Here is a 26,387-nt window from a genome sequence, read left to right as displayed (position 1 = left end):
CAGGGGATCGTGTGTTCGCCGTCACAGACAGCTCATAACTCTGCCCAGAGCTCATCGGTCCGTCCATGAGGAGATCGCATAGCGCCCCGATCGGGTGTCTCCTACGCTCGATATCAGGGCACCCGCCCACGCGAGACACAGGTGAGGAAGGGAGCCGTTCATGACTGTCGACCCCAGCGATCCCGAGACCTTCGAGGAGAGCCGTCCCCCGGAGATCGGCGTGGAGGCCCCGGAAGCGGACGCCGCCGAGCAACTGACGGGACTCGCTCCCGACCTGGACGACGTACCGGCGGAGGCGGCCGATCCGGACGGTGCGAACGAGGCCGACCGGGCCGAGCAGGCGCGGGTCGTGGCACTCGACGAAGACGATTACCGGTGACGAGTTGGGCAAAGGGTGCGACAGTTTGCGCCACTTTGCGGTTGAAGGCGTGCTACGGCGGCTTTCACAGTCGTCCGGTCCGTGAAATTCTGCGCTCGCACCGCGCACATCTTGGTTACCCAAAAGTACGATGACGGCGCGGCGCACACCGCACACGGACGATTTGGGAGGCGGCGTGACAGCCATCGAGCAGACGGAGGCAGCGCGCCCCAAGGGCACACGCCTGCCGCGCCGTGCCCGACGCAACCAGCTCCTGGGCGCCGCCCAGGAAGTTTTTGTCGCGCAGGGGTACCACGCGGCCGCGATGGACGACATCGCCGAGCGGGCCGGGGTCAGCAAGCCCGTGCTCTACCAGCACTTCCCGGGCAAGCTCGATCTCTACCTGGCCCTGCTCGACCAGCACTGCGAGTCGCTCCTGCAGTCCGTCCGCACGGCGCTCGCCTCCACGTCGGACAACAAGCAGCGTGTGGCGGCGACGATGGACGCCTACTTCGCGTACGTCCAGGACGAGGGCGGCGCCTTCCGGCTCGTCTTCGAGTCGGACCTGACGAACGAGCCGGCGGTGCGCGAGCGCGTCGACCGGGTCAGCCTGCAGTGCGCCGAGGCCATCTCGGACGTGATCGCCGAGGACACGGGGCTGTCGAAGGACGAGTCGATGCTGCTGGCCGTGGGCCTGGGCGGCGTCTCGCAGGTCGTCGCGCGCTACTGGCTCTCCAGCGAGAGCCCGGTGGAGCGGGACAAGGCCGTCCAGCTGCTGACGTCGCTGGCCTGGCGGGGCATCGCGGGGTTCCCGCTGCACGGCATGGAACAGCACTGAGCACCACGCGGAACGCCACCGCACTTTTGTTCCCGTCCGGCTGTTCGCTCTTGGCGTGCAGCCGGGGCACCAGGTGCCCCGCTTCACCGGGCTAATCTTTGCTGCGTACGGCGCGCGGTCGTCCGCGCACATCACGGATCGTCGGAGGGACAAGGCCGTGGAGGTCAAGATCGGCGTGCTGCACACGCCCCGCGAGATCGTTCTGGAGAGCGGCCAGTCCGCCGAGGAGGTCGAGAGCGCGGTGTCCGAGGCGCTGTCCGGCAAGTCGCAGCTGCTCTCCCTGACGGACGAGAAGGGCCGCAAGGTGCTGGTCCCGGCCGAGCGCCTCGCCTATGTGGAGATCGGCGAGCCGGCGGTGCGCAAGGTGGGCTTCGGCCCGCTGTAGGGCTGCGCACGCTCCGAGGAGCGACAAGAGAAGTACGAGAAAGGGCCCGACGGCACATCGCCGTCGGGCCCTTTCGGCGTACACAGAGCGGGCACAGCGAATGCATACGGGGAGGGTTGCATTCCGGGTGCCAGGGGTAGACCGGCTACGACCGATTTGCACCCACTGGCCGCGCGGGAGGGACCCCCACCATGCTTCTCGAAGCTCTTGGCTCCGCACTGCTCGGCCTGGCGCTCGCCTGGGCCGCAGGCCTGCGCCTGCCGGACCGCCTCCCGTCGCGCACGCTCGTGCTGCCGACCGGAGTCGCGGGCGCCCTGTTCGGGGCGTTCGTCACCCACAGCGCCCTGGGACCGGGCCACGCGATCGCCACGCTCGTCGGCGCACTCGTGCTGTCGGCGGCGCTGCTGTCGCTGCTGCTCGGTCCCCACCGGGGCAGAGCCCGTCGGCTGAGTCCGAACGCCTGACCACGGAGCGAGGGGCGGGGCCGCACAGGACAGGTGTCCTGTGCGGCCCCGCCCCTCGCGAAGAAGGTTCTAGGCAGCGAGTCCGAGCGCCGCCATCCGCTTGGTGTGCGCCTCGGTGATCCGGGAGAACATCCGGCCGACCTCGGCCAGGTCGAAGCCGTCGGCGACGCCGCCGACCAGCATCGTGGAGAGCGCGTCGCGGTCCGCGACCACCCGCTGCGACTGCGACAGGGCCTCGCCCATCAGGCGCCGCGCCCACAGCGCGAGCCGGCCGCCCACGCGCGGGTCCGCGTCGATCGCCGCGCGCACCTTCTCCACGGCGAACGAGGCGTGCCCCGTGTCGTCGAGCACCGCGAGCACCAGGGAGCGGGTGTCCGAGTCGAGCCGGGCCGCGACCTCCCGGTAGAAGTCACTGGCGATCGAGTCGCCGACGTACGCCTTGACCAGGCCCTCCAGCCAGTCCGACGGAGCGGTCTGCTTGTGGAAGCCGTCGAGCGCCTCGACGAACGGGTCCATCGCCTCGGTCGGTTCCGCGCCGATCTCCGCGAGCCGGTTCCGCAGCTGCTCGAAGTGGTGGAACTCGGCGGACGCCATCTTCGCGAGCTCCGCCTTGTCGGCCAGCGTCGGCGCCAGCTTGGCGTCCTCCGCGAGCCGCTCGAACGCCGCCAGCTCCCCGTACGCGAGGGCACCGAGCAGGTCGACGACGGCGGCGCGGTAGTTCGCGTCCGCGGACGCGGTGGCCCAGTCCTGGGCAGCGATCCCGGTCGCTGCGGGGGTCGCTTCGGCGGACGGCGTGGCGTTGTCAGGCGTCTCCATGAAGCGCACAATAGCCCGCTCGCCGCCCCACGGAAGTCCCTGGTCAAGGAGTGTGACGACGGCTACGTGACCAATTCGGCCATCGCACATGCGCGTTTCCGGGGTATGGTGGTAATGAGCCCGCCGAGTGCAAGCCCGATTCCTGGCGCTTGCGCGTACTTGCGACGGGCCTCACGAATGAGGATGCCCGGTCGGAGGCCCGATCGGCTCCGACCCGACAGCCCTCCGGCTCGTACGTCACGCGACGTACGGCACGAGGAGGGGCCCCTCAGCGGCACGAGCGCTCGAGCGTCGGCAGTGGTCCCGCGCCATCCGGTCCACCCGCAGCAGCGGATCGAGACCGGCGTACCAACGGCACGGCACTGGCACGGTCAAGACCCCCGCGTTCGCCTCGCACCGCACCTCACAGAAGAGGCAACACCCTGACTACGCAGACTTCGACATTCCGTCAGCTCGGCATTCTCCCCGAGACGGCAGAGGCCCTTGAGGCCGTCGGCATCATCAACCCCTTCCCCATCCAGGAGATGACCCTCCCCGTCGCCCTCTCCGGCACGGACGTCATCGGCCAGGCCAAGACCGGCACGGGCAAGACCCTCGGTTTCGGTCTGCCGCTCCTGGAGCGCGTCACCGTTCCCGCGGACGTCGAGGCCGGCCGGGCCAAGCCCGAGCAGCTGACCGACGCCCCGCAGGCCCTCGTCGTCGTCCCGACGCGCGAGCTGTGCCAGCAGGTGACCAATGACCTCCTGACCGCCGGCAAGGTGCGCAATGTGCGCGTCCTCGCCATATATGGCGGTCGCGCCTACGAGCCCCAGGTCGAGGCCCTCAAGAAGGGCGTCGACGTGATCGTCGGCACCCCGGGCCGGCTGCTCGACCTCGCCGGGCAGAAGAAGCTGAACCTCTCGCACGTGAAGGCGCTCGTCCTCGACGAGGCCGACGAGATGCTCGACCTGGGCTTCCTGCCCGACGTCGAGAAGATCATCAACATGCTTCCGGTCAAGCGTCAGACGATGCTGTTCTCGGCGACCATGCCGGGCGCCGTCATCGGCCTCGCCCGCCGTTACATGTCGCAGCCCACGCACATCCGCGCCACGTCGCCGGACGACGAGGGCGCGACCGTGCGGAACATCGCGCAGCACGTGTACCGCGCGCACAACATGGACAAGCCGGAGATGGTCGCGCGCATCCTGCAGGCCGACGGCCGCGGGCTCGCGATGATCTTCTGCCGGACGAAGCGGACCGCCGCCGACATCGCCGAGCAGCTGCAGAAGCGCGGGTTCGCCTCCGGCGCCGTGCACGGCGACCTCGGGCAGGGCGCGCGTGAGCAGGCGCTGCGCGCGTTCCGCAACGGCAAGGTCGACGTGCTGGTGTGCACCGACGTCGCCGCGCGCGGCATCGACGTCGAGGGCGTCACGCACGTCATCAACTACCAGTCGCCCGAGGACGAGAAGACGTACCTCCACCGCATCGGCCGCACCGGCCGCGCGGGCAAGAAGGGCATCGCGATCACGCTGGTCGACTGGGACGACATCCCGCGCTGGCAGCTGATCAACAAGGCGCTGGAGCTGGACTTCAACGACCCGGTCGAGACGTACTCCTCCTCGCCGCACCTGTACGAGGAGCTGAGCATCCCGGCGGGCACCAAGGGTGTCCTGCCGCGCGCCGAGCGCACCCGCGCCGGACTCGCGGCCGAGGAGATCGAGGACCTGGGCGAGACCGGTGGCCGGGGTGCCTCGTCGCGCGGCGGCCGCGGTGGCCGTCCTTCGCAGGACCGGGACCGGGACCGTGATCGCGGCCAGGAGCGGGAGCGTTCCGCCCGCACGCCGCGCCGCCGTCGTCGCACGCGCAGCGGCGAGCCGGTCGCCGCGGAGGCGGCCGCCGCTCCCGCCGCCGCTCCGGTGACGCCGGTCGCGCAGGACGCCTCCGAGCCGCGCACGCCGCGCCGTCGGCGCCGTACCCGTGGTGGCGCGCAGGCCGCGCCCGCCGCCGAGGCTGTCGTCGAGACGGTCGAGACCGTCGTCGCCCCGGTCGCTCCGGTGGCCGAGCCGGTCGCCGAGGCCCCGGCCGCGCCCCGTCGCCGTACGCGCAAGAAGGCCGAGGCCGTCGTCGAGACGGTCGAGGCCGTGGCGCCCGTCGCGGAGACCGTCGAGGCCCCGGCCGCGCCGCGTCGCCGTACGCGCAAGAAGGCGGAGGTCGCCGTCGACACGGCGGAGGCCGTCGAGGCCAAGCCGGCCCGTACGCGCAAGAAGGCCGTCGCCGCCGCTCCGGAGGAGGCGCCCGCCGCCGAGGCCAAGCCGAAGCGCACGCGCAAGAAGGCGGAGCCCGTCGTCGACGCGCAGGCGGAAGCCGTCGTCGACACGGTCGAGGCTGTCGAGACGAAGCCGAAGCGGACTCGTAAGAAGGCCGTCGCCGCCGCTCCGGAGGAGGCGCCCGCCGCCGAGGCCAAGCCGAAGCGCACGCGCAAGAAGGCGGAGGTCGTGGTCGACACGGTCGAGGCCGTCGAGACGAAGCCGAAGCGGACCCGCAAGAAGGCCACGGCTCCGGCCGAGGCCGCCGTGGAGACCGTGGACGCCGAGGCGAAGCCGAAGCGGACTCGTAAGAAGGCCGTCGCCGCGGCTCCGGAGGAAGCGCCCGCCGCCGAGGCCAAGCCGAAGCGCACGCGCAAGAAGGCCGTGGCCCCCGAGGCCTGAGCCTGATCCGCACTGCGCCACGAGGCCCGGGTCCCGCACTGCGGGGTCCGGGCCTTCGTCGTGGCCCCCTCGGGCGCCCGGCCGCCCCGCCACGTAACCTCACGGCATGAGCAGGCCCCCGACCTTTGTCCCGCCGTCCGGCACCCGTGCCCACGTGCTGCGCACCGCCAGAGGCGACTTCGCCGCGCTCGTCGGTGAACCGGAGTCCGGTCCCGTGCGGGGCACCGCGCTGCTGCTTCCGGGGTTCACCGGGAGCAAGGAGGACTTCATCGCGCTGCACGGACCGCTGAGCGCGGCCGGGTATCGCAGCGTCGCCGTCGACGGGCGGGGCCAGTACGAGTCCGCGGGCCCGAAGGACGACGAACTCCCCTACGCCCAGGACGAGTTGGCGCGGGATGTGCTGGCCCAGGCCGCGGCGCTCGGCTCGGCGCGGGTGCATCTGCTCGGGCACTCGCTCGGCGGGCTCGTCGCTCGCGCCGCGGTCATCGCCGACCCGGCGCCCTTCGCGTCCCTGACGCTGATGGCGTCGGGCCCGGCCGCCGTGTCCCGGTCCCAGCAGCAGCGCGTCGAGCTGCTCCAGGGCGCGCTCGCGACGCTCGACATGGCGCAGGTGTGGGAGGCCATCCAGGCGCTGGAGGCGGCCGAGGGGCCCGTCGAGGCGCGCGGCGACGAGGACGATCTGCGGCGCCGCTGGATGAGCAACAGCCCCGCCCAACTGGTCGCCACCGGACGGCAGTTGTGCACCGAGCCCGACCGGGTCGACGAGCTGGCCGGGCTCGCGCCGCCGGTGCACGTACTGTCCGGGGAGCGGGACGACGCCTGGCCCGTACCGCTGCTCGACGAGATGGCGGGCCGCCTCAAGGCCGAGCGGACGGTGATCGCCGGGGCGGAGCACTCCCCCAACACCGACCGCCCCGGCGAGACGGCCGCGGCCCTCGCCGCCTTCTGGGACCGGCATCCGGCCTGAGGCTCTAGAACTGGGCGCGCAAATGCGCCCAGAACCCGTCGCGCAGCGCCCGCCGCAGATCCGACTGGCCGCGCAGCGAGTACTGGAGCAGGCGCTCCGCCTCGACCAGCAGGTCCTGGTCGACCGGCCCCGGCAGATAGGGGTGGCCGGGCAGCACCTCGGCGAACGCCTCGCGCCCGCGCTCCCCGAGCCACTGCGCGGCGATCTGCGCCCCGACGAAGCGGACCTGCTCGCGGGCGGGGCGCGGTGCGTCCGTGTGCTCGTACGACGTGACGGCGCGGCGGGACACGTACGGCTTGAAGAAGTCGAGGTCGAGCGTGCGCTGGCTGTCGACCTCCCACAGGAGCGGCTCGGCCTGGTTGCGCCCCTCGGGCGCCTCGATGCCCCAGAGGTGGACGCGGGCGCCGTAGCCCTGTGCGGCCTCGACGGCGGAGACCAGGTCCTCGTCGCCGCCGAGCAGCGCCGCGTCGCTGATGGCGCGGTGCCGGGCGAGGGACTCCAGGTCGCTGCGGATGAGGGAGTCGACGCCCTTCTGCTGGTTGTTCGCGTTGAGGTTGCCCAGGCGGACCTTGACGTCGGGCAGCTCGGCGATCGACTGCTGCTCGGTGGTGTGGATCCGGCGGCGGGCGCCGTCGTACCAGTAGACGCGCAGCAGGCGGCTGTCCGCGAAGATCGTGCGGGCCCGGTCGATGAGTGCGTCGATGAGGCCCTCGGCGTCCAGGTCGAAGGCGCGGCGGTCCTCGGTGCCCGCGACGAGGCGGCCGGCCGCGGCGTACAGGTAACCGGCGTCCACGAAGATCGCGTGCGTCGACGGCGTCTTCGCGACCTCGGCGAGCATCCGTCTGAGCAGGTCGTTCGTGATGTCGAGGCGGACCCCGACGGCGGCGAGGGGGTCGTCCGCGTTGGTTGCGTTCATTGCCGCTCATTGTCCTGGTCGTCACGCCCCGTGCACAACCGACCGCGTTACTCGCAAGTAATTAGGTTCTCGAAAAATTTCTTTAGCGTAGGGAATGTTTGCTGGGGGCAACTCGTTGTACCCATACAGAACGCGGGGCACCCTAGCCACGCAATCCACTCTTAACGGGCAGGCAACCGCCTGGCCGTACGGCAGGACAAGACTGTTGTCCTGCACCAGCAGTTCTCCTTCAGGAGGATGACCAGACGAAGGGAGAAGCCCTTGCGCTTCGAAATCATGCGACTCGACGACGTCGACGGCACCGCCGTGGACTCCACCGTCGTGGACGCCGCCTCCGTCAACCGGATCGTTCAGCAGGCCGCCGCCATCGGGCAGCGCCTCTACATCCGCCCGGCCGAGTCGTCCGCCTCGTAGCGGCATCGACTCACACACTTCGAAGCCCCCGTACGCACGCTGCGTACGGGGGCTTCGCGTATGCGCGCGCATACGGGCGCGTCAGGAGCTCTGGATGACCTGGGTCACGCCGTTGATGATCTGCTGGACGGCGATGGCCGAGAGCATCATGCCCGCGAGCCGGGTCACCAGGACCACGCCGCCGTCCTTGATGATGCGGATGATCACCAGCGAGTAGCGCATCACGAGCCACAGGACGACGTGGATCGCGATGATCGCCGTCCAGACGGAGAGCTGCGTCGCGACCGAGTCGGCCTTCTGGACGGCCAGGATCACGGAGACGATCGCGCCGGGCCCGGCGAGCAGCGGCATGCCGAGCGGGACGAGGGCGACGTTCACGTCCTTCGTCTGCTGGGGCTCGTCGGTCTTGCCGGTGAGCAGGTCGAGGGCGATCAGCAGGAGCAGCAGACCGCCGGCGATCATCAGCGCCGGCACCGAGACGTGCAGGTAGTCGAGGATCTGATGGCCGAGGACGCCGAAGACGGCGATGACGCCGAAGGCGACGCAGACGGCCTGGAAGGCCATGTGCTTCTGCACCTTGGCGGGGCGGCCCGCGGTGAGGGCGAGGAAGATCGGGGTGATTCCGGGGGGATCCATAATCACAAAAAGCGTGAGAAAAAGGGATCCGAAGACGGCGACGTCGAACACAGTGAGGGCTTGCCTTGCGGGAGTGGAGCGGAAGAGGGGACGTGCGGGTGATCAGGCGCGGCGTCCGCCGGCACCCGGCACCGGGAAGGCCCCCGTGGCACGGCGCGTGATCTCCCCGTAGACCTCGGGGTCGGTCGTGTACTCGCCGAGCACACAGGTCTTGCGGCTGCCGTGGTAGTCCGAGGAACCGGTGGTGAGCAGGCCGACATCGGCGGCCAGGCCGCGCAGCCGGTCCCGGGTCGCCGGGTCGTGGTCCATGTGGTCGACCTCGATGCCGTCGAGGCCGGCCGCGGACAGCTCCGCGATCGCCGACTCGGGGACGGTCCGGCCGCGCTTGACGGCGGCCGGGTGCGCGAAGACAGTGACCCCGCCGGCGGCCTTGACCAGGCGGATCGCCTCGAAGGGGTCCGTCTCGTGCTTCGGCACGTACGCGCGGGCGCCGTCGGCCAGCCAGTCCTGCGTGAAGGCGTCCGAGACGGTGGGCACGACGCCGAGCTCGACGAGCGCGGAGGCGATGTGCGGGCGGCCCACCGAGCCGTCCCCGGCGATCCGGGCGACCTGGTCCCAGGTGACCGGGACCCCGAGCTCGTTCAACTTGGCGATCATGCCCTTGGCGCGCGGGACCCGGTCGTCGCGGACCAGCTCGCGCTCGGCGAGCAGATCGGGCTCCTCGGGATCGAAGAGGTACGCCAGCATGTGCATGCTCACGCCGTCGAGGCGGCAGGAGAGCTCGGCGCCGGTGACGAGGGTCAGCCCCTCGGGGAGGGCCGCGAGCGCCTGGGCGTGGCCGCGCGTGGTGTCGTGGTCGGTGAGCGCCACGACGTCCAGGCCTGCGGCGGCGGCGTTCCGCACCAGGTCGGCCGGGCTGTCCGTGCCGTCGGAAGCAGTGGAGTGGGTGTGCAGATCGATGCGCACGGCTGCGTACTCCAGGCTCGGACGGACAGGACTCGGCGACCTGTGACAGAAGGGGACGCTCAAGGATAACGGGGATTTCGAACAGCCCCGTCACCACCGAACCGGGGCCAGGCCCCTTACCGCCGCCTCTTACCGCTCGTCGCCCTGCTGCAGGATCCGCGGGGACATCGCCCCGCACGGCAGCAGATCGACCTCGGCGCCCGCGTCCCGCAGGTCCGTGAGCACGAGCTCGTCGTACATCAGCATCCCGGACTGCTCCGGCCACACGATGGCCCACAGCCACAGCCCGCGCGCCTCGCCCGCGAAGACGGCCCGGTCGGCCGGGGCTCCGGAGACGTGCCACAGCGGGGTGGGCCGGCCGGCCGCGAGGACCTTGGCGTGCGGCGGTCCCGTGACATCCATGTACGGGCCCGGGTCGGGGCCGTCGATGCCCGCGTACCGCGCACCGAGCCCGACGCCCAGCTCCTCGGCGACGAGCACCAGCTCACCGATGCCGCCGAGGGGACCGGGGCCCGAGCAGGCGACGGCGGTCGCGCGGCCGCCGGTGCGGTCGTCCCCCGCGTTGGCGACCCCGGTGAACAGCCAGCCGACGGGCAGCGGCCAGGGCATCCACACGGGGACCTGGGCACGACGCACCACGACGCCGAGGGCCTCGACACTGGGCGGGATCACGGGCTGCAGCGGGTGCACAGCTCCGTGCACGTCGCACTGCCAGGAGTCGGCAAAGAGTCCGGGAGCCCTGACCCGGCCACCACACTTCGGGCAACTGGGTTCGCCCCTCATAAGGCCCACGGTCCTCCCCGTCCCGCGCCCCGTCAAGGACGATCACCCGTCCGGAGTGCACCGGCTCCGCCCGGTCCGACCTGGAGAAATAGATGTAGCTTGCATTAATTAGCACGGCTAACTTATTATGTGCATAAGCCAACGATCCGATGCGGACAAGGAGCGGGCATGAGCCACAGCAGTACAGGGGGTTCCGTCGAAGGGGACCCGTTCGACGCAGGTGCGGGCAGCATCCTGCGTCAACCGAAGGCGGTCTGGGCGACCGCCGGGGCATCCGTCGTCGCCTTCATGGGCATCGGGCTCGTCGACCCGATCCTGCCGTCGATCGCCAAGGGCCTTCAGGCGACACCGAGTCAGGTCTCCCTGCTCTTCACCTCCTACTTCCTCATCACCGCCGTCGCGATGCTGGTGACCGGGTTCGTCTCCAGCCGGATCGGCGGCAAGAAGACCCTGCTCGTCGGGCTGGCGCTCGTCGTCGTCTTCGCCGCGCTCGCCGGCACCTCCGGCTCCGTCGGCGAACTCGTCGGGTTCCGGGCCGGCTGGGGCCTCGGCAACGCGCTCTTCGTGTCGACCGCCCTCGCGGTCATCGTCGGCGCCGCGGCCGGCGGCTCGGCCGCCGCGATCCTGCTGTACGAGTCCGCGCTGGGCCTCGGCATGGCGTGCGGGCCGCTGGTCGGCGCCCTGCTCGGCAACGCGAGCTGGCGCTACCCGTTCTTCGGCACCGCCGCCCTGATGGCCGTCGGGTTCCTCTGCGTCACCGCGTTCCTGAAGGAACAGCCCAAGCCCGCCAGGAAGACGTCGGTCCTCGACCCGATCAAGGCGCTCGGCCACGGCGGTCTCGCGTCCGCGGCGGTCTCGGCCTTCTTCTACAACTACACGTTCTTCACGGTCCTGGCCTTCACGCCGTTCGTGCTGAACATGACCCCGTACAAGTCCGGCGCCGTCTTCTTCGCCTGGGGCGTGCTGCTCGCCCTGTTCTCGGTGATCGTCGCGCCGCGCATGCAGGCCCGGTTCGGCTCGCTGAAGGTGCTCGGCGGCTCGCTGGTCCTGCTCGCCGTCGACGTGCTCGTCCTCGGGTACGGCAACCACACCGCGGCGATCGTCTGCACGATCCTGTCCGGCGCCTTCATCGGCGTGAACAACACCGTCTACACGGAGCTGGCGCTCGGCGTCTCGGACGCGCCGCGGCCCGTCGCCTCCGCCGGATACAACTTCGTGCGGTGGTTCGCCGCCGCGGCCGCCCCGTTCTTCGCGCCGAAGATCGAGGAGTGGAGCAACATCCACATCCCGTTCGTGGTCGCCGCGGTCACGGCGGTGCTCGGCGCGGTCGTCGTGTGGGTGCGCAGGAGCTCGCTCACCCACGACGCCGAGGAACTGGAGCCGCAGCACGCGACCGAGGACGGCGTCACCGTCTTCGCCAACTAGAGATCAGTCGAGAGGCACGGACCTGCGCAGCGGATCGCGCAGGTCCGTTCCGCTGTTCAGCCACTTCTCCTGCAGCGCGGCCGCACCGTGCACCCGCTTCCACGCGGCCTCGTTCTGCGTCATGGGCAGCAGCGGGAGGAACCGTACGGGGTCCAGCGGTTCGTCCAGGTCCAGGTCCTCGACCAGGCCGCCCGGCTCCGCCACCAGCACCGAGGTGAACGGGGCCCCGGGCCACAGCGCCTCCCCCACGTCCAGCGAGGCACCCGGTGCCACGACGACACCCTCGACCTGCGGCGAGGCGGCCAGGACGGCCAGCGGGCGCAGCGCCTTGTCCGTGTCGGCACGCCCGGCGCGGACGGTGAGGACCAGCTCGGCGCGCGGCCCCTTCACGGGGTCGGCGAGCGCCGCGGTCGGGTCGGACATCGGGGACGCGGACATGCCGAGGGTCGCGTACCGGACGACTCCCTGGTCGCCGTCGGTGAAGCGCAGCACCTCGATCCGGTCCGTGCCGAGGAACGTGACCGCCGCGCGCGCGTCCGGCTCGCCCAGGGCCGTGGTCAGCCGGGCTTCCACCAGCGCAAGAACTTCTGCCATCCCGCGAGCATAGAACTCGCATGCAACGGGTAAAGACGGGGCTTGCTTCTTCAGTCGGCTGATAGTCTTGGCCGCTGGTCGGGATGGTGCGCAGTGCGTACCCGCCGAGGACTCTCGGAGTCCTCGAAGAACCGACCCACTCACGTCCCTCACGGGGGACCGGCCGGAGGAGGTGGGGCTGTCATGGATCGAAGTCGACCGTGCAGTACCACCCGTTCTTCCGGCCGCTAGGCCCGCACGTCACACCGCAGTCAGCAGTGATCTGCTTCCCGGGCTGCCCGCGTATGCCGGAAGAGCGCTTCGTTTCCGCCTGATCTTTCTGATCTTCCTGATCCGAATCAGTAAGCGAAGCCGCCCAGCGTCGGTGCGGTGCTCCCCGCTTTGTGGACGTGCAGCATGTCCGGTTGGCCAGGACGTCCTCATTCCGGGTAGTTCCACCCGCCGCGGCGCGGCTCCCGCCCGCGAAGGAGCCTGCCCATGTCGATGATTCGCGACCTGCGAGCCGCCGTCCGTCCCTCGCTGCGCAAGAGCGTGGCCCCGTACGGCAACGAGGCGCGCAACTCGTACGACTCCACCCGTGACCCGTCGGCCGTGTCCGCGGTCGTCGACTGCGCGGTCTACCGCGACGGGGCCCGCGCCGAGTCCCCCGACTGCCTCACGCCCCGCGGCGCCCGCCTCCAGGTGCGCCGCGAGGGCGGGTTCGCCTGGATCGGCCTGCACGAGCCGACCGAGGCCGAGTTCGCCGGTATCGCCGCCGAGTTCGGGCTGCACCCGCTCGCCGTCGAGGACGCCGTGCACGCGCACCAGCGCCCCAAGCTGGAGCGGTACGACGACACGCTCTTCACGGTCTTCAAGACCATCCACTACGTCGAGCACGCCGAACTCACCGCCACCAGCGAGGTCGTGGAGACCGGCGAGGTCATGTGCTTCACCGGGCGGGACTTCTTCATCACGGTGCGGCACGGCGGCCAGGGCTCGCTGCGGGCGCTGCGCCACCGGCTCCAGGACGACCCCGAGCTGCTGGCCAAGGGGCCGAGCGCCGTGCTGCACGCGATCGCGGACCACGTCGTCGACGGATATCTCGCGGTCGCCGACGCGATGCAGGACGACATCGACGAGGTCGAGACCGATGTCTTCTCGCAGACCGGCAAGGGCTCCCCGCGCGGTTCCGACGCGGGCCGCATCTACCAGCTCAAGCGCGAGGTGCTGGAGTTCAAGCGGGCCGTCGCCCCGCTGCGCCGGCCGCTGGCGCTGCTGAGCGAGCGGCCGATGCGGCTGATCGACCCGGACATCCAGAAGTACTTCCGGGACGTCGCCGACCACCTGGAGCGCGTACAGGAGCAGGTCATCGGCTTCGACGAGCTGCTCAACTCGATCCTCCAGGCCAACCTCGCGCAGGCCTCCGTCGCCCAGAACGAGGACATGCGCAAGATCACCTCGTGGGCGGCCATCGTGGCCGTACCGACGATGGTGTGCGGTGTGTACGGCATGAACTTCGACCACATGCCGGAGCTGCACTGGCGGTTCGGCTACCCGTTCGTCCTCGGTATCACCGTCGTGGCCTGTTTCGCGATCCACCGGACCCTGAAGCGCAACGGATGGCTGTAGCTACGCTTGCCGCATGACGACTGAACTGCTCGATGCCGCCCTCGTCGAGGAGGCCACGAAGAAGTCCGGGCTCATCTGGGTACGGGGCACGGGTGCCGAGCGGGCGCTGTGGCACGTGTGGCACGAGGGCGCGGCGCTGGTGGTCGGCGACGGGCCCGGTGAGCAGCCGCTGCCGGACCTCGTCGACGGCGGCGCGGCCCTGGTCACCGTGCGCAGCAAGGACAAGGGCGGGCGGCTCGTCGGCTGGCGGGCGAAGGTCGTGGAGCTCGGCTCCGGTACGGAGTCCTGGGAGGCGGCCGTCGGCGAGCTGAAGGGGAAGCGGCTCAACGCGCCCGACGCGGAGACGATGCCCGAGCGGTGGGCGCGTGAGTGCCGGGTGCTGCGGCTGGAGCCGGTGGCGGGCGCGGATCCGGTGCCGGCCTCGGAGGGGTCCCTCGCGGCCCGTCCGCTCCCGTCCCCTGCGACGACGCGCAATGCGGTGCCTGCGGGGCTGCCGCGCCTGCTGGCCCGGCGGAAGAGCAGGTGAGCCCGGCAGGCGGTCGAGGACCGGGGGTCCGGGGGCCAAGCCGCCTGGCCTTCAGGAGGACGGCAGTGCCTGCCCGTAGTCGACGGTGTCCCCGGCCTCCGGCTCCTCGAGCGTGAAGTCCCGCCCCCAGTCCGTCAGCCGGAGCGTCCCCGCGCCTCCGGCCCGCTCCAGGCGCATCGGGTACGCCGTGCCCTCCAGGGAAACATCGAGCGTGCCGCCGGCGCCCTCGTCGCCGGTCAGCTGGATCGTGCGGGTGCCGCCGGACGAGCCGTGCTCGCCCTTGTCCAGGGTGCCGTGCAGCGTCAGCAGTCCGTCGAGCAGCACGTCCTTGTCCGTGAACGTGCTGAGCCGCTTGTACGCCGGGTCGCCGGTCGGCACCTTCACGTACTTGCCGTCGAGCTTCTCCGCGGCCGCGCCGTCCCCGTCCCCGGCCTCGTCCGAGTGCGTCCAGAAGTCGGCGTCCGCCTTGAGGTACAGGTGCTCGTCCACCCGCAGCAGCCGGAACGTACTGCCGCCCGTGGTCACCGACCCCGTGCCGCCGTCGCCCTTCAGCCGCATGTCGAGCTGGTACGTGTGACCGCCGCTGACCACCGTCCCGGCGACGTGCACGGTGTCCGCGCCCTGCGCCGCCTTGACCGTACGGCTCTGGATCTTGGCGGGGTCCAGCTTGCCGACCCCGTTGGTGCCCGCGTCCGGGTCGTCCCCGCCGCATCCCGCGAGCCCGGCCGCGAGCCCCGTGCACAGCACCCCGGCAAGAATTGTCCTGCGGGTTCGGCGGCGGTCCAGGGGAAGTGCGGTCACGGGCGGGACCACCTCTCGTACGGCATCGGGCTCGGCGGCAGTACGGCAGCGTACCGGTGCCATCTGCGGTTCCTCGGGCGGGTACGGGTGGACGCAGCGCAAAGGCGTGTTCGACGGGCACCGGATAGCCTGATCCACGGGTTGCCCGTACTGCAGGATGGATCCGTTCGAGAGGGAGGTGCGAGGAGGCATGGCAGCAGTCGCTCCGCGGATCTTCGTCTCCCACCTCTCCGGGATCGCCGTGTTCGATCCGAACGGGGACCAGGTCGGGCGCGTGCGCGACCTCGTCGCCATGCTGCGCGTGGACCGGCGGCCGCCGCGGCTGCTGGGGCTCGTCGTCGAACTGTCCACGCGCCGCCGCATCTTCCTGCCCATGACCCGGGTGACCGGCATCGAGTCGGGCCAGGTGATCACGACGGGGGTGCTCAACGTCCGGCGTTTCGAGCAGCGCCCCACCGAGCGCCTGGTCCTCGGCGAGATGCTCGACCGGCGCGTCCGGCTCGTGGAGTCGGGCGAGGAGGTCACCGTCCTGGACGTCTCGATCCAGCAGCTGCCCGCCCGCCGGGACTGGGAGATCGACCGGATCTTCGTGCGCAAGGGCAAGGGCGGCACCTTCCGGCGCAAGGGAGAGGCGCTGACCGTCGACTGGTCCGCCGTCGACGGCTTCTCGCTGGAGGAGCACGGGCAGGGCGCCGAGAACCTGCTGGCCACCTTCGAGCAGCTGCGCCCGGCCGACCTCGCCAACGTCCTGCACCACCTCTCTCCCAAGCGCCGCGCCGAGGTCGCCGCCGCCCTCACCAACGAGCGCCTCGCCGACGTCCTCGAGGAGCTCCCCGAGGACGACCAGATCGAGATCCTCGGCAAACTGCAGGAGGAGCGCGCCGCCGACGTCCTGGAGGAGATGGACCCGGACGACGCGGCCGACCTGCTCGGTGAACTCCCCGAGCCCGACAAGGAACGCCTGCTCGCCCTGATGCGGCCGAGCGACGCGGCCGACGTGCGGCGCCTGATGGCGTACGAGGAGAAGACCGCGGGCGGTCTGATGACGACCGAGCCGATCGTGCTGCGCCCGGACTCGACCGTCGCCGACGCGCTCGCCCGGGTCCGCAACCCCGACCTGTCGCCGGCGCTCGCCGCGCAGGTCTACGTGTGCCGGCCGCCGGACGAGACACCGACCGGCAAGTACCTGGGCACCATCCACTTCCAGCGGCTGCTGCGCGACCCTCCGTACACGATGGTCAGCTCGATCCTCGACGAGGATCTGCAGGCCCTCTCGCCGGGTGCGCCGCTCCCGGAGATCGCCGGGTTCTTCGCGACGTACGACATGGTGGCGGCGCCCGTCGTCGACGAGAGCGGCTCGCTGCTCGGCGCCGTGACCGTCGACGACGTACTGGACCACATGCTGCCCGAGGACTGGCGCGAGCAGGAGTTCCACCTCGCGGGGGACGTGAACCATGGCGACTGAGGAACGCGACCCGCGGGCCGCCGACGCCCCGCGCCGCCCGCGCATCCGGCTGGACCAGCCGCGCCCGCCGCGCCGCAAGATCCTGCCGGACTACGACCCGGAGGCGTTCGGGCGGCTGTCCGAGCGGATCGCGCGCTTCCTGGGGACCGGCCGGTTCATCGTCTGGATGACGGTCATCATCATCGCGTGGGTCGCCTGGAACATCGCGGCGCCCGATCATCTGCGCTTCGACAACTACCCGTTCATCTTCCTGACCCTGATGCTGTCGCTGCAGGCGTCGTACGCCGCGCCCCTCATCCTGCTCGCGCAGAACCGGCAGGACGACCGCGACCGCGTCAACCTCGAACAGGACCGCAAGCAGAACGAGCGGTCGATCGCCGACACCGAGTATCTGAGCCGTGAGGTGGCGGCCCTGCGGATCGGTCTCGGCGAGGTCGCGACCCGCGACTGGATCCGCTCCGAGCTGCAGGACCTCCTCAAGGAGCTGGAGGAGCAGCAGCGGACCGCGGTATTCCCGGCGGACAGCGACCGCGGACGTGATGTAGACGACCGCTGACGGGGCTTTCCGTGCCCCGGTTACCGCGCCGTACTATCGGTCGTATGGCTACGGAAGACGCGGTGCGCGAGGCACTCGCGACAGTGAACGACCCCGAGATCCAGCGACCCATCACCGAACTGGGGATGGTCAAATCGGTGGACATCGGTGCGGACGGAGCCGTCGCGGTCACCGTGTACCTGACCGTCTCTGGCTGCCCGATGCGCTCGACGATCGAGAACAACGTGCGGGAGGCCGTCGGCCGCGTCGACGGTGTCACCCGTGTCGACGTCACGCTCGACGTGATGAGCGACGAGCAGCGCAAGGAACTGGCCGCGGCGCTGCGCGGCGGGACCGCCGAGCGCGAGGTCCCCTTCGCCAAGCCGGGCTCGCTGACCCGGGTGTACGCGGTCGCCTCCGGCAAGGGCGGCGTCGGCAAGTCCTCCGTGACCGTGAACCTGGCGGCGGCGCTGGCCGCCGACGGTCTGAAGGTCGGCGTCGTCGACGCGGACATCTACGGGCACAGCGTCCCGCGCATGCTCGGCGCCGACGGCAAGCCCACCCAGGTCGAGAACATGATCATGCCGCCGTCGGCGAACGGCGTGAAGGTCATCTCCATCGGCATGTTCACGCCGGGCAACGCGCCGGTGGTGTGGCGCGGCCCGATGCTGCACCGCGCGCTCCAGCAGTTCCTCGCGGACGTGTTCTGGGGCGACCTGGACGTGCTGCTGCTCGACCTGCCGCCGGGCACCGGCGACATCGCGATCTCCGTGGCCCAGCTGGTGCCGAACGCGGAGATCCTCGTCGTGACGACGCCGCAGCAGGCCGCCGCCGAGGTCGCCGAGCGCGCCGGTTCCATCGCGGTGCAGACGCACCAGAAGATCGTCGGTGTCGTCGAGAACATGTCGGGCCTGCCCTGCCCGCACTGCGACGAGATGGTCGACGTCTTCGGCACGGGCGGCGGCCAGCTGGTCGCCGACGGTCTCACGAAGACGACGGGCACGAACGTGCCGGTGCTCGGCTCCATCCCCATCGACGTGCGTCTGCGCGAGGGCGGCGACGAGGGCAAGCCGGTCGTTCTGACCGACCCCGACTCCCCCGCCGGCTCGGCCCTGCGCGCCATCGCGGGCAAGCTGGGCGGGCGCCAGCGCGGCCTGTCGGGCATGTCGCTCGGGATCACCCCGCGCAACAAGTTCTGAGCCGCTGAGCACGCGAAAGCGGGCCGCTCCCGGAGTCGTTCCGGGTGCGGCCCGCTTTTCGTCCGCCGGGCGCTAGGCCAGCTCGGCGATGTCCTTGACCACGGAGAAGCCGAGCCCGTACGCGCTCATGCCCCGGCCGTACGCGCCCAGGTGCACCCCGGCCTGCGTGGAACCGGCGAGCACCCAGCCGAACTCGGACTCGCGGTAGTGGAACTCCGTCGGCACCCCGTCCACGGGCAGCGACAGCGTCGCCCAGTCCGCGGAGCCGAGGTCGTCGGCGAGCACCCAGGCCGTCTCGGTCTGCTGGTCCAGCCAGTCGTCGCGCAGCGTGTGGTCCATCTGGCCGGGCCAGGTGAACGAGAGCAGCCCGACCCCGGCGAGCCAGGCCGCCGAGGAGACGGATGTGGCCTCGAGGAGGCCGGTGCCGTCGGCGCTGCGCCGTACCGGATTCGCGGCGACGGTCACCACGACCGCGAACCGCTCGGTGGCGTCGCCCTGGAGGGTCCCTTCGCTGCGCACCGAGGGCTCGTCACCGTGCCCGATCGAACCGTGCTCGACGGACCCGTCCGCCGTGGTGCCGACCTGCATCAGCCAACGCGGTCCCGTGAAGGCCTCGTCGAGGCCGTACCACGGGAAGGGCGCCAGCAGGTAGCCGTCGACCGTGCGCCGGGCCGTGGGAACCTGACCGGCCCCCTCGGTGGCCGGCGCCTGCGCGCCCACCCGACTCGTCGTCTCCATGTACCCGGCCGCCTCCTCGCTCTCGTACGGACCGGAGCGGCCCGCCCCCCTCGGGCGTTCTCACGTCCGGTCCGCGCAACAACAAGGCAGGATGCCACACCGGGTCCAGGAGGCCCGGTTTCAGGCGGTGTGGTTCAGGTCGCGTCGGCGTCGAACGGCGGCGGATCGCCCGCGGCCGGCTTCTCGGGCCGCTTCTCCATGTCGGGACGCTTCTGCATGTCGATCCGGCCGCCGGAGCCGCTGCCGGACGAGCTGCCCGAGGCACCGGCCGAACCGGATTCCTCCAGCTCACCGACGGTGTGGACCGCTTCGGTGACCTCGGCCATCTCCTTCTTGAGGTCGAACCCGTTGCGGATCTCCTTGAGCCCCAGCTCGTCGCTGTCCAGCTGCTTGCGGATGAACGTCTTGGGGTTCAGGTCCTCGAACTCGAAGTCCTTGAACTCGGGGCCCAGTTCGCTGCGGATGTCTTCCTTGGCGCTGTCCGAGAACTCGCGGATCTTGCGTATGGTGCGCGAGACGTCCTGGATGAGCTTCGGCAGCTTGTCGGGGCCGAAGACGAGCACGGCCAGCACGACGAGCGTCACGACCTCCAGTGGGCCAATGTCGTTGAACACCTTGCTCTCCTAGCGTGTCCTCGGCCCGCGGTCGGTCTTCAGTAGCAGGTCTTCGGCAGGGTCCGGCATCGGACCGGGTCCACGGTACCCGGCGATCCTGTCCGTTCGGTAGCCACTGGGCTACGTCCAGGATCACGGATGCCGGACTTCAGCTCGTTGGTTTCCGTCAGTTTCCGTCAGTTTCCGTCGGCGGAGCCCAGCACCAGGGTCACCTTCCGTTCCTTTCCGCCCCGTTCGACCGTGAGGGCCAGTTCGTCCTCGGGGCGGTGGGCGCGGATCTTGACGATCAGTTCCTCACCGGAGTGCACGCGGACGCCGTCGACCTCGGTGATCACGTCACCGGGCTCGATGCCCGCCTTGTCGCCGGGGCCGCCGGGGCTGACGGCCGAGCCGCCGTCGTTGCCCTTCGTGCCGACGCGGGCGCCGTCGCCGCTGTAGTCCATGTCGAGTGTGACGCCGATCACCGGGTGGGTGGCCTTGCCGGTGTTGATCAGCTCCTCGGCGACGCGTTTGGCCTGGTTGATCGGGATCGCGAAGCCGAGGCCGATCGATCCCGACTGGCCGCCGTCGAGCTCCGAGCCGCTGTCGGCGGACCGGATGGCACTGTTGATGCCGATGACGCGGGCGCGCGAGTCGACCAGCGGGCCGCCGGAGTTGCCGGGGTTGATGGGTGCGTCGGTCTGCAGGGCGTCCACGTAGCTGACGTCGGTGCCGTCGCCCTTCTCACCGCCCGCGGTGATGGGCCGCTCCTTGGCGCTGATGATGCCGGAGGTGACCGTGTTGGCCAGGTCGAAGGGGGCGCCGATGGCCACGACGGGGTCGCCGACCTGGACGTTCTCCGAGTTGCCGAGCGGCAGCGGCTTGAGGCCGCGGACGCCGGAGACCTTGATGACGGCGAGGTCGTAGCCGCTGTCGTGCCCGACGACGTCGGCGTCCGCGCTCTCACCGCCCGCGAAGGTGACCGATATCTGCCCGTCGGAGCCTGCCGGTTCGACGACATGGTTGTTGGTGAGGATGTGGCCGCGGTTGTCGAGGACGAAACCGGTGCCCGTGCCCTGCTCCGACGAGCCCTTGGTGTGGATGGTGACGACGCCGGGCAGCGCGCTGGCGGCGATGCCCGCGACGCTGCCGGGGGCCCTGTGCGCGGACTCGGCGCCCGCCTGCGGGAGTTCGACGTCCGCCCCGCCGTTGCGTTCGAGGTACGAGCCGATGGCGCCGCCGACGACGCCGGCGACCAGGGCGATCAGCACGGCCCCGAGCGCCAGCGCCCGCCGCCCGCGCCGCGGCCTCTCACCGACGGGCCCGCCGCCGCCCGACAACGACACGGGCCCGGCCCACGGGTCGTACTGCTGCCAGGGCCCGCTGGGGGGCTGGGCGTGGACCGGGACGGCGGTGGGCGCGGGCGCGGGGGCCGGATACGGCTGGGCCGGGGCAGGTGTGCCGCTCTGCGGGGCTGGAGCAACAGGGGCAGGAGCAGGCGCGGGCGTGGTGCTCTGCGGGGGCTGGCCCGGGCCGCCCGGGTAGGCCTCCTGCTGCTGGCCGACCGGCGGCGTCACTGTGCCGTGGGCCGGCGTGGTGCTCTGCGGGGGCTGGCCCGGGCCGCCCGGGTAGGCCTCCTGCTGCTGGCCGACCGGCGGCGTCACTGTGCCGTGGGCCGGCGTGCCTGGGCGCTGCACGGGCGGCGCGGGCGCCCACGGCCCCGGCTCGCCGTAGGGCGGGGTGCTGTACGGGTCGGGGTCGTGCAACGGCCGGGGCTCGTCGTCGGCCGCCGCCGGGCGGTACGCATCCGGGATCGCGTCGGCCACGGGCGCCGCGAGAGGGTACTGGTCGACAGCGTCCGGCACCGCGGAACTGCTCCGGCCGACAGGCCTGGGCGCTGCGGCATCGGCCCCGGGCGCGGCAGAGTGGTCCTGGCCGACAGGCTCCTGGACCACGGCATCGGCCACAGGACGGTCCGGCCCGCCCGAGTCCCCCGCGACGGCATCGACCGCAGGCGCTGCGAGGCGCTCCCGACCGACAGAATCCGGCGCTGCGACGTCGACCGCGGGCACAGCAGGGTGGTCCCGGCCGACAGACTCCCGCGCCACAGCATCAGCCTCGGGCGCCGCGGGCCCCGCCGGACCGACAGAATCCGGCGCTGCGACACCGGCCGCCGGCTCCCCGGCACGATCGGGGCCAACCGATTCCCCGGCCACGACGCCCCTGGGGACAGCCGAACTCTCCCCGTCCGCACCGGCCCCGTCACCGGCACCGGCCGTCTCCTCGACCGAGGCCGGAACCGGGGCCGGGGCCCCGGCCGCGTCGGTAGGGCCGGGCGCGGGCCGGAACGGCTCGTCGCCGTCGGCCGCTCCACCGCCGGAGGCAGGCGCGGGCAGGTGCCAGTCGCCGTCGTCGCCCGCGGCGCTCGCCGCGTTCGGTCGGGGGCGGCTCCACCACTTGGCCTTTGTGGGCTTGCCCTCGTCCATGTCCCGCCGCTCTCCCCACACCTGGCCCACGGCACCACACCGCGGGCTCCTCTGCGCGCAGTCCTGGTCATCACCCGACGCGCGGCCTCACCTGGATTCAACCAGGTTCGGCCGCGCAGGCGCAGGGGGCGTCAGCGGACCGAGGACGACCGGGAGGACAGGGTCGGCGAGGGTGCCGACGCCGCGGCCAGCCCGGCCGGTGTCCCCTCGAAATCGGTCACCTCGGTCACCTCGGTCGTCGCGTGCGGCTGCAGCGCCACCTCGACCGTGGGCGCCGGTGCGGCGGGACGTATGAGGGGCGACATACGTGCCGCTCCGGACAGCAGCGGCGTCGAGAACGGGTACTCCGCACTCGCCCCATGGCCGCCGCCGGGCAGCAGCGGCGCGCTCGCCCGGGTCGGCGAGACCGGCACCGCCAGGGCACCGCCGCTCTGGCCGAGCAGCGGGGAGAGCGATCGGCGTCGCTGGTTCTCGGACACCGTCGCGGCGCCGGCCGCCTGGCTGCGCAGGGGCGTGGCATTGCTGCCCGAGCCGCCTCCGCGCGCGTCGGAGGTGTCGGCCGGGACGCCGGCGGTGACCCCGCCGAGGGCGATCGCGGCGAGCGACACCGCTCCGGCCGCGGCGAACGCGAAGCGGCGCCCGCGCGAGGCCCGGTCGCTCTCGTGCCGGTCGGGACGGCCGACTTCGTGGATGCGGAAGCCGCGCTGCTCGCCGGGGAGCACGGCGGCGTGCGCGCCGGCCGGCGCGTAGCCGAACGGCTCGGGGGCTACGTCGAAGACGCCGCCCGCGAAGCCCGGGCCACTGCCGAAGGCGCGGCCCGTACCGAAGCCGCCTCCCCCGAACGGTGGGGTGCCACCGTCGCTGTCACCTCCGGCGGGCAGCCCTTGGAGGCGGGCGAGGAAACTCTCGGACGGCGGCGGCGGGGCCACCTCGGCGAAGACGCTCTTGAGCCGGCGCTGCGCGTCGGCCTCGGCCTTGCATTTGGCACAGGTCGCCAGGTGCGCGAGAACACGCTCGCGGGCGTCGTGGTCCAACTCACCGTCGACCAGGGCGGCCAGTCGGTCACCCAGGTGCTGGTCAGCTGCGGTCTGTTGGCGCTCGGCAGGATTGAGACGTGATCCACTCACGCGGTCGCGCCCCCTCCTCCAAGGACGGGGATCCCCCCCGTGGTCGCGAGCGTACGGCGCTCGGCGCGGGCCTCGGGCGAGCGGTGCTGCAGCGCCTTGCGCAGCTGCGAGCGGCCGCGGTGGATCCGGCTGCGGACCGTGCCCAGCTTCACGCCCAGGGTCGCGGCGATCTCCTCGTACGAGAGACCTTCGATGTCGCACAGCACGACGGCGGCACGGAACTCGGGCGCAAGGGTGTCCAGGGCCTGCTGGACGTCGGCGTCGAAGTGCGCGTCGTTGAACACCTGCTGCGGCGACGGGTCGCGGCTGGGCAGGCGCTCGGCGGCGTCGTCCCCGAGCGAGTCGAAGCGGATGCGCTGCTTGCGGCGGACCATGTCCAGGAACAGGTTCGTCGTGATGCGGTGCAGCCAGCCTTCGAAGGTGCCCGGCGTGTACGTCGACAGCGAGCGGAAGACGCGGACGAAGACCTCCTGCGTGAGGTCCTCGGCGTCGTGCTGGTTCCCGGTCAGGCGGTAGGCGAGCCGGTAGACCCGGCCGCTGTGCGTGCTGACGATCTCCTCCCAGGTGGGCGGAGTCCACGCCTGCGATTCCGCGTCAGCGGCAAAGGTCGCGGTCTGCTGCGCGGAGTCAACGGTGCGGAATCGGTCAGCGGTGTTGGTCACAGATTTCGGCTCACCCGCCGACCTGAGAAAGCGCCGCAGCACTCCTCCCCGATCCACAGGCGCAGCCGCACCTCCCCTGTCGGCTCTGGTGGTGTCCAGTGGAGCCCCTACCATAGCCACCTCGCCCGTTAGCTCCGGATAAGCGTTTTTACTCAGATTTGCCGGTCGGCTCTCGACCGCCCGTTCTGTCGCTGTCGCCATCCCGCTGTCCCCCGCTTCGGCCTGCTCTTTCCCCCTGCCTCTTCAAACGCCCGGTCCCATCTGCGAGTTCCCGGCACCAACGGATAAAGTCACGCGCAGGCAACCACGGGGACAGGAGAGGGCCATTACCGGCAACCGGCAGACGAGCTGGGCGTTCGCCGACGCCTTTGTCGCCGAGGACGACGCTGTGCGCTGGGCCCGCGACCGGGCCCGGGAGGCGGGGCTGCGCTCGGTGTCCCCCGGCGCGGGCGCCGCGCTGCGGCTGCTCGCTGCCACGGTGGGGGCGAAGGCCGTCGCCGAGATCGGCACGGGCACCGGCGTGTCCGGAATCCATCTGTTGCACGGGATGCGGCCCGACGGCGTCCTGACGACGGTCGATCCCGAGCCGGAGCAGCAGCAGTTCGCACGGCAGGCGTTCCGGGCGGCGGGCTTCGCCAGCAATCGGGCCCGGTTCATCCCCGGGCGCGCCCTCGACGTACTCCCCCGGCTCGCCGACAGCGGGTACGACCTGGTCTTCTGCGACGGCGACCGGATGGAGAGCCTCGACTATCTCGCTGAATCGTTGCGCCTGCTGCGGCCCGGCGGCCTGGTGTGTTTCGAGGGCGTCTTCGCCGACGGGCGGACCGTGGACTCGGGGCCGCAGCCGGTGGAGGTCGTCCGGCTCAGGGAGCTGCTGCGGGCCGTGCGGGAGTCCCCCGAGCTGCTGCCGACGCTGCTGCCGGTCGGCGACGGGCTGCTCTGCGCCGTGAAGCGCTAGGTCCTGTCCGGCGGATCCTGTCGCGGGCCGCACGCACCCGGTGAAGCCGCCGGCCGGAGCGGGCCCGAACCCTAAGACGTACGACTGCCCCGGCACAAATGTGTGCCGGGGCAGTCGTAAAGGTTATGGTCGCTTCCGCGTCAGCCGACGACCTTCTTCAGGGCGTCGCCGAGGGCATCGGCCTCGTCCGGCGTCAGCTCTACTACGAGCCGACCGCCGCCTTCGAGCGGAACGCGCATGACGATGCCCCGCCCCTCCTTGGTCACCTCGAGCGGGCCGTCACCCGTTCGCGGCTTCATGGCCGCCATGCTCGTTCCCCTTCCTGAAACCAGCTCATCGTCAGCCGACGGCCCTCTGAACGGGCACACGTCACCGGCATCGAACACATTGCTTCCAGGCCATTATCCCGCATCGCGGGACCCGATGACCAACATCAGTCGGCATCGCTTGCGCAACGCGCTTGAGCAAAACCACCCAATTCGGCGATGTGACTGCGATACTGCGCCACTCGCGCACCCCTCCCGTCGTGAATTTGTTTGACGCAGGTCACATACCGGGGGTGCTCCAAGAGCCGTGATCTCCGTCATGCTGAGCTCGGACGACTAAGCAACCGCATAGTAGGAGGAGTGTCATGGCCGACACGGTGCTCTACGAGGTGAGCGACGGGCTCGCGACGATCACGCTGAACCGCCCCGAGGCGATGAACGCGATGAACACCGAGGCCAAGGTCGCCCTCCGCGACGCGGTGCAGGCGGCCGCCGCTGACGACGCGGTGCGGGCCGTACTGCTGACGGCGGCCGGGGACCGCGCGTTCTGCGTCGGCCAGGACCTCAAGGAGCACGTCGGGTCCCTGGTGGCGGACCGGGAGGCCGGCTCGGGGCAGACCATGAGCACGGTGCGGGAGCACTACAACCCGATCGTGCGGGCGCTGACGCAGATGCCGAAGCCGGTCGTGGCCGCGGTGAACGGCGTGGCGGCGGGTGCGGGCTTCGGGTTCGCGCTCTGTGCGGACTACCGGATCGTGGCGGACACGGCGACGTTCAACACCTCGTTCGCCGGTGTCGCCCTCACCGCGGACTCCGGTGTCTCGTGGACGCTGCCGCGGCTCGTCGGACCGGGCCGGGCCACCGACCTGCTGCTGTTCCCGCGCTCCATCTCGGCGCAGGAGGCGTTCGAGATCGGGGCCGTGAACCGGATCGTGCCCGCCGCCGAACTCGCCGACACAGCACGCAAGTTGGCCCTGATGCTGGCCGCGGGGCCGACCGTCGCCTACGCCGCGCTCAAGGAGTCGGTCGCCTTCGCTGCGGACCACTCCCTGGACGAGGCCCTGGACAAGGAGGACGAGCTGCAGACCCGGGCCGGCGCCTCCCAGGACCACACCATCGCCGTACAGGCCTTCATCGCCAAGGAGAAGCCGAACTACCTGGGACGCTGAGCAGC

At 71.3% G+C, this 26,387-nt stretch carries 28 protein-coding genes; 15 read left to right on the top strand and 13 right to left on the bottom strand.

Translation table 11 applies throughout. From position 1 onward, the window contains the following. The first annotated feature begins 160 nt into the window (after window positions 1–160). The 4 genes from ACVHNB_RS05865 (at window position 161) to ACVHNB_RS05850 (ending at window position 2,045) form a co-directional block, all read left to right on the top strand. Window positions 161–379: a hypothetical protein gene (locus ACVHNB_RS05865; RefSeq protein ID WP_428952463.1), complete on the top strand. Its 219-nt coding sequence runs from the start codon at window positions 161–163 to the stop codon at window positions 377–379. A gap of 175 nt (window positions 380–554) precedes the next feature. Further along, entirely contained in the window at window positions 555–1,196 is a 642-nt protein-coding gene (locus ACVHNB_RS05860; RefSeq protein ID WP_428952464.1) for a TetR/AcrR family transcriptional regulator, read from the top strand. A 157-nt stretch (window positions 1,197–1,353) separates the two neighbouring features. Next, on the top strand, window positions 1,354–1,581 hold the full coding sequence (locus tag ACVHNB_RS05855) for a DUF3107 domain-containing protein (RefSeq protein WP_365568750.1): 228 nt from the start codon (window positions 1,354–1,356) through the stop codon (window positions 1,579–1,581). Between the two features lie 191 nt (window positions 1,582–1,772). Then, a complete protein-coding gene (locus ACVHNB_RS05850) occupies window positions 1,773–2,045 on the top strand; it encodes a hypothetical protein (protein ID WP_428952465.1) in 273 nt (90 codons plus the stop codon). Between the two features lie 69 nt (window positions 2,046–2,114). Here ACVHNB_RS05850 and ACVHNB_RS05845 read toward each other — a convergent pair whose 3' ends face one another. Further along, window positions 2,115–2,861: a ferritin-like fold-containing protein gene (locus ACVHNB_RS05845; protein ID WP_428952466.1), complete on the bottom strand. Its 747-nt coding sequence runs from the start codon at window positions 2,859–2,861 to the stop codon at window positions 2,115–2,117. 524 nt (window positions 2,862–3,385) lie between these two features. Between ACVHNB_RS05845 and ACVHNB_RS05840 the strand changes: the two genes are divergently transcribed. Together ACVHNB_RS05840 and ACVHNB_RS05835 are read left to right on the top strand one after the other, a co-directional pair. Beyond that, entirely contained in the window at window positions 3,386–5,548 is a 2,163-nt protein-coding gene (locus ACVHNB_RS05840; protein ID WP_456227556.1) for a DEAD/DEAH box helicase, read from the top strand. Window positions 5,549–5,654: 106 nt separating this feature from the next. Then, complete coding sequence (locus ACVHNB_RS05835) at window positions 5,655–6,515, top strand: alpha/beta fold hydrolase (RefSeq protein WP_428952468.1); 861 nt, start codon at window positions 5,655–5,657, stop codon at window positions 6,513–6,515. Between the two features lie 4 nt (window positions 6,516–6,519). Here ACVHNB_RS05835 and ACVHNB_RS05830 read toward each other — a convergent pair whose 3' ends face one another. Beyond that, on the bottom strand, window positions 6,520–7,431 hold the full coding sequence (locus tag ACVHNB_RS05830; RefSeq protein WP_428952469.1) for an NYN domain-containing protein: 912 nt from the start codon (window positions 7,429–7,431) through the stop codon (window positions 6,520–6,522). 261 nt (window positions 7,432–7,692) lie between these two features. Between ACVHNB_RS05830 and ACVHNB_RS05825 the strand changes: the two genes are divergently transcribed. After that, entirely contained in the window at window positions 7,693–7,845 is a 153-nt protein-coding gene (locus ACVHNB_RS05825; protein WP_306317966.1) for a hypothetical protein, read from the top strand. 81 nt (window positions 7,846–7,926) lie between these two features. Here the strand turns inward: ACVHNB_RS05825 and ACVHNB_RS05820 are convergent, their stop codons facing one another. The 3 genes from ACVHNB_RS05820 to ACVHNB_RS05810 form a co-directional block, all read right to left on the bottom strand. Next, the gene (locus tag ACVHNB_RS05820) at window positions 7,927–8,532 is read right to left on the bottom strand and encodes a MarC family protein (RefSeq protein ID WP_456227555.1); all 606 of its coding nucleotides are present in this window, start codon (window positions 8,530–8,532) and stop codon (window positions 7,927–7,929) included. A gap of 51 nt (window positions 8,533–8,583) precedes the next feature. Continuing rightward, window positions 8,584–9,447 carry a PHP domain-containing protein gene (locus ACVHNB_RS05815; RefSeq protein WP_428952471.1) on the bottom strand — a complete coding sequence of 288 codons (864 nt, stop codon included), beginning with the start codon at window positions 9,445–9,447 and terminating at the stop codon, window positions 8,584–8,586. A gap of 129 nt (window positions 9,448–9,576) precedes the next feature. Continuing rightward, window positions 9,577–10,230, bottom strand: coding sequence for a DUF6758 family protein (locus ACVHNB_RS05810; protein ID WP_428952472.1), 654 nt, complete (start codon window positions 10,228–10,230; stop codon window positions 9,577–9,579). 168 nt (window positions 10,231–10,398) lie between these two features. On the opposite strand from ACVHNB_RS05810, the gene ACVHNB_RS05805 reads away from it, so the two are divergent. Further along, window positions 10,399–11,655, top strand: coding sequence for an MFS transporter (locus tag ACVHNB_RS05805; protein ID WP_428952473.1), 1,257 nt, complete (start codon window positions 10,399–10,401; stop codon window positions 11,653–11,655). A 3-nt stretch (window positions 11,656–11,658) separates the two neighbouring features. On the opposite strand, the gene ACVHNB_RS05800 is transcribed toward ACVHNB_RS05805, so the two are convergent. Continuing rightward, the gene (locus ACVHNB_RS05800) at window positions 11,659–12,249 is read right to left on the bottom strand and encodes a suppressor of fused domain protein (protein WP_456227554.1); all 591 of its coding nucleotides are present in this window, start codon (window positions 12,247–12,249) and stop codon (window positions 11,659–11,661) included. Window positions 12,250–12,726: 477 nt separating this feature from the next. Here ACVHNB_RS05800 and ACVHNB_RS05795 point away from each other — a divergent pair, with 477 nt between their 5' ends. Both ACVHNB_RS05795 and ACVHNB_RS05790 read left to right on the top strand, forming a co-directional pair. Beyond that, window positions 12,727–13,857, top strand: a complete 1,131-nt coding sequence (locus ACVHNB_RS05795; RefSeq protein ID WP_428952475.1) for a magnesium and cobalt transport protein CorA — start codon at window positions 12,727–12,729, stop codon at window positions 13,855–13,857. 13 nt (window positions 13,858–13,870) lie between these two features. Next, a complete protein-coding gene (locus tag ACVHNB_RS05790; RefSeq protein WP_428952476.1) occupies window positions 13,871–14,383 on the top strand; it encodes a hypothetical protein in 513 nt (170 codons plus the stop codon). 51 nt (window positions 14,384–14,434) lie between these two features. Here the strand turns inward: ACVHNB_RS05790 and ACVHNB_RS05785 are convergent, their stop codons facing one another. Beyond that, on the bottom strand, window positions 14,435–15,184 hold the full coding sequence (locus ACVHNB_RS05785; protein WP_428952477.1) for a hypothetical protein: 750 nt from the start codon (window positions 15,182–15,184) through the stop codon (window positions 14,435–14,437). A gap of 190 nt (window positions 15,185–15,374) precedes the next feature. Here ACVHNB_RS05785 and ACVHNB_RS05780 point away from each other — a divergent pair, with 190 nt between their 5' ends. The 3 genes from ACVHNB_RS05780 to ACVHNB_RS05770 are packed head-to-tail and all read left to right on the top strand — an operon-like array spanning window position 15,375 to window position 18,383. Next, window positions 15,375–16,649: a magnesium transporter MgtE N-terminal domain-containing protein gene (locus ACVHNB_RS05780; RefSeq protein WP_428952478.1), complete on the top strand. Its 1,275-nt coding sequence runs from the start codon at window positions 15,375–15,377 to the stop codon at window positions 16,647–16,649. Then, window positions 16,639–17,205, top strand: a complete 567-nt coding sequence (locus tag ACVHNB_RS05775; protein ID WP_428952479.1) for a DUF1003 domain-containing protein — start codon at window positions 16,639–16,641, stop codon at window positions 17,203–17,205. The genes ACVHNB_RS05780 and ACVHNB_RS05775 overlap by 11 nt, the downstream gene beginning before the upstream one ends. 44 nt (window positions 17,206–17,249) lie before the next feature. Further along, on the top strand, window positions 17,250–18,383 hold the full coding sequence (locus tag ACVHNB_RS05770) for an Mrp/NBP35 family ATP-binding protein (RefSeq protein WP_456227553.1): 1,134 nt from the start codon (window positions 17,250–17,252) through the stop codon (window positions 18,381–18,383). 72 nt (window positions 18,384–18,455) lie between these two features. Here ACVHNB_RS05770 and ACVHNB_RS05765 read toward each other — a convergent pair whose 3' ends face one another. From ACVHNB_RS05765 to sigE, 5 genes are all read right to left on the bottom strand, one after another. Continuing rightward, window positions 18,456–19,121 carry a hypothetical protein gene (locus tag ACVHNB_RS05765; RefSeq protein ID WP_428952481.1) on the bottom strand — a complete coding sequence of 222 codons (666 nt, stop codon included), beginning with the start codon at window positions 19,119–19,121 and terminating at the stop codon, window positions 18,456–18,458. 134 nt (window positions 19,122–19,255) lie between these two features. Next, on the bottom strand, window positions 19,256–19,735 hold the full coding sequence (locus ACVHNB_RS05760) for a sec-independent translocase (protein ID WP_428952482.1): 480 nt from the start codon (window positions 19,733–19,735) through the stop codon (window positions 19,256–19,258). Between the two features lie 176 nt (window positions 19,736–19,911). Then, window positions 19,912–21,822, bottom strand: coding sequence for a trypsin-like peptidase domain-containing protein (locus ACVHNB_RS05755; RefSeq protein WP_456228841.1), 1,911 nt, complete (start codon window positions 21,820–21,822; stop codon window positions 19,912–19,914). A gap of 509 nt (window positions 21,823–22,331) precedes the next feature. Then, window positions 22,332–23,327, bottom strand: a complete 996-nt coding sequence (locus ACVHNB_RS05750) for an anti-sigma factor family protein (RefSeq protein WP_456227552.1) — start codon at window positions 23,325–23,327, stop codon at window positions 22,332–22,334. Next, complete coding sequence (gene sigE, locus ACVHNB_RS05745) at window positions 23,324–24,103, bottom strand: RNA polymerase sigma factor SigE (RefSeq protein ID WP_203643261.1); 780 nt, start codon at window positions 24,101–24,103, stop codon at window positions 23,324–23,326. Before sigE ends, ACVHNB_RS05750 begins: the two co-directional genes overlap by 4 nt. 145 nt (window positions 24,104–24,248) lie before the next feature. Here sigE and ACVHNB_RS05740 point away from each other — a divergent pair, with 145 nt between their 5' ends. Next, on the top strand, window positions 24,249–24,947 hold the full coding sequence (locus ACVHNB_RS05740) for an O-methyltransferase (protein ID WP_428957560.1): 699 nt from the start codon (window positions 24,249–24,251) through the stop codon (window positions 24,945–24,947). Between the two features lie 140 nt (window positions 24,948–25,087). Here ACVHNB_RS05740 and ACVHNB_RS05735 read toward each other — a convergent pair whose 3' ends face one another. Continuing rightward, a complete protein-coding gene (locus ACVHNB_RS05735) occupies window positions 25,088–25,255 on the bottom strand; it encodes a DUF3117 domain-containing protein (RefSeq protein ID WP_003966491.1) in 168 nt (55 codons plus the stop codon). 323 nt (window positions 25,256–25,578) lie between these two features. Between ACVHNB_RS05735 and chcB the strand changes: the two genes are divergently transcribed. Continuing rightward, on the top strand, window positions 25,579–26,382 hold the full coding sequence (chcB, locus tag ACVHNB_RS05730) for a 2-cyclohexenylcarbonyl CoA isomerase (protein WP_456227551.1): 804 nt from the start codon (window positions 25,579–25,581) through the stop codon (window positions 26,380–26,382). Window positions 26,383–26,387 lie beyond the last annotated feature (5 nt).

It is taken from the genome of Streptomyces sp. YJ-C3 (assembly GCF_053891275.1).
Note: the sequence above shows the minus strand (reverse complement) of the source record. Positions and strands in the feature narration are given on the sequence as shown.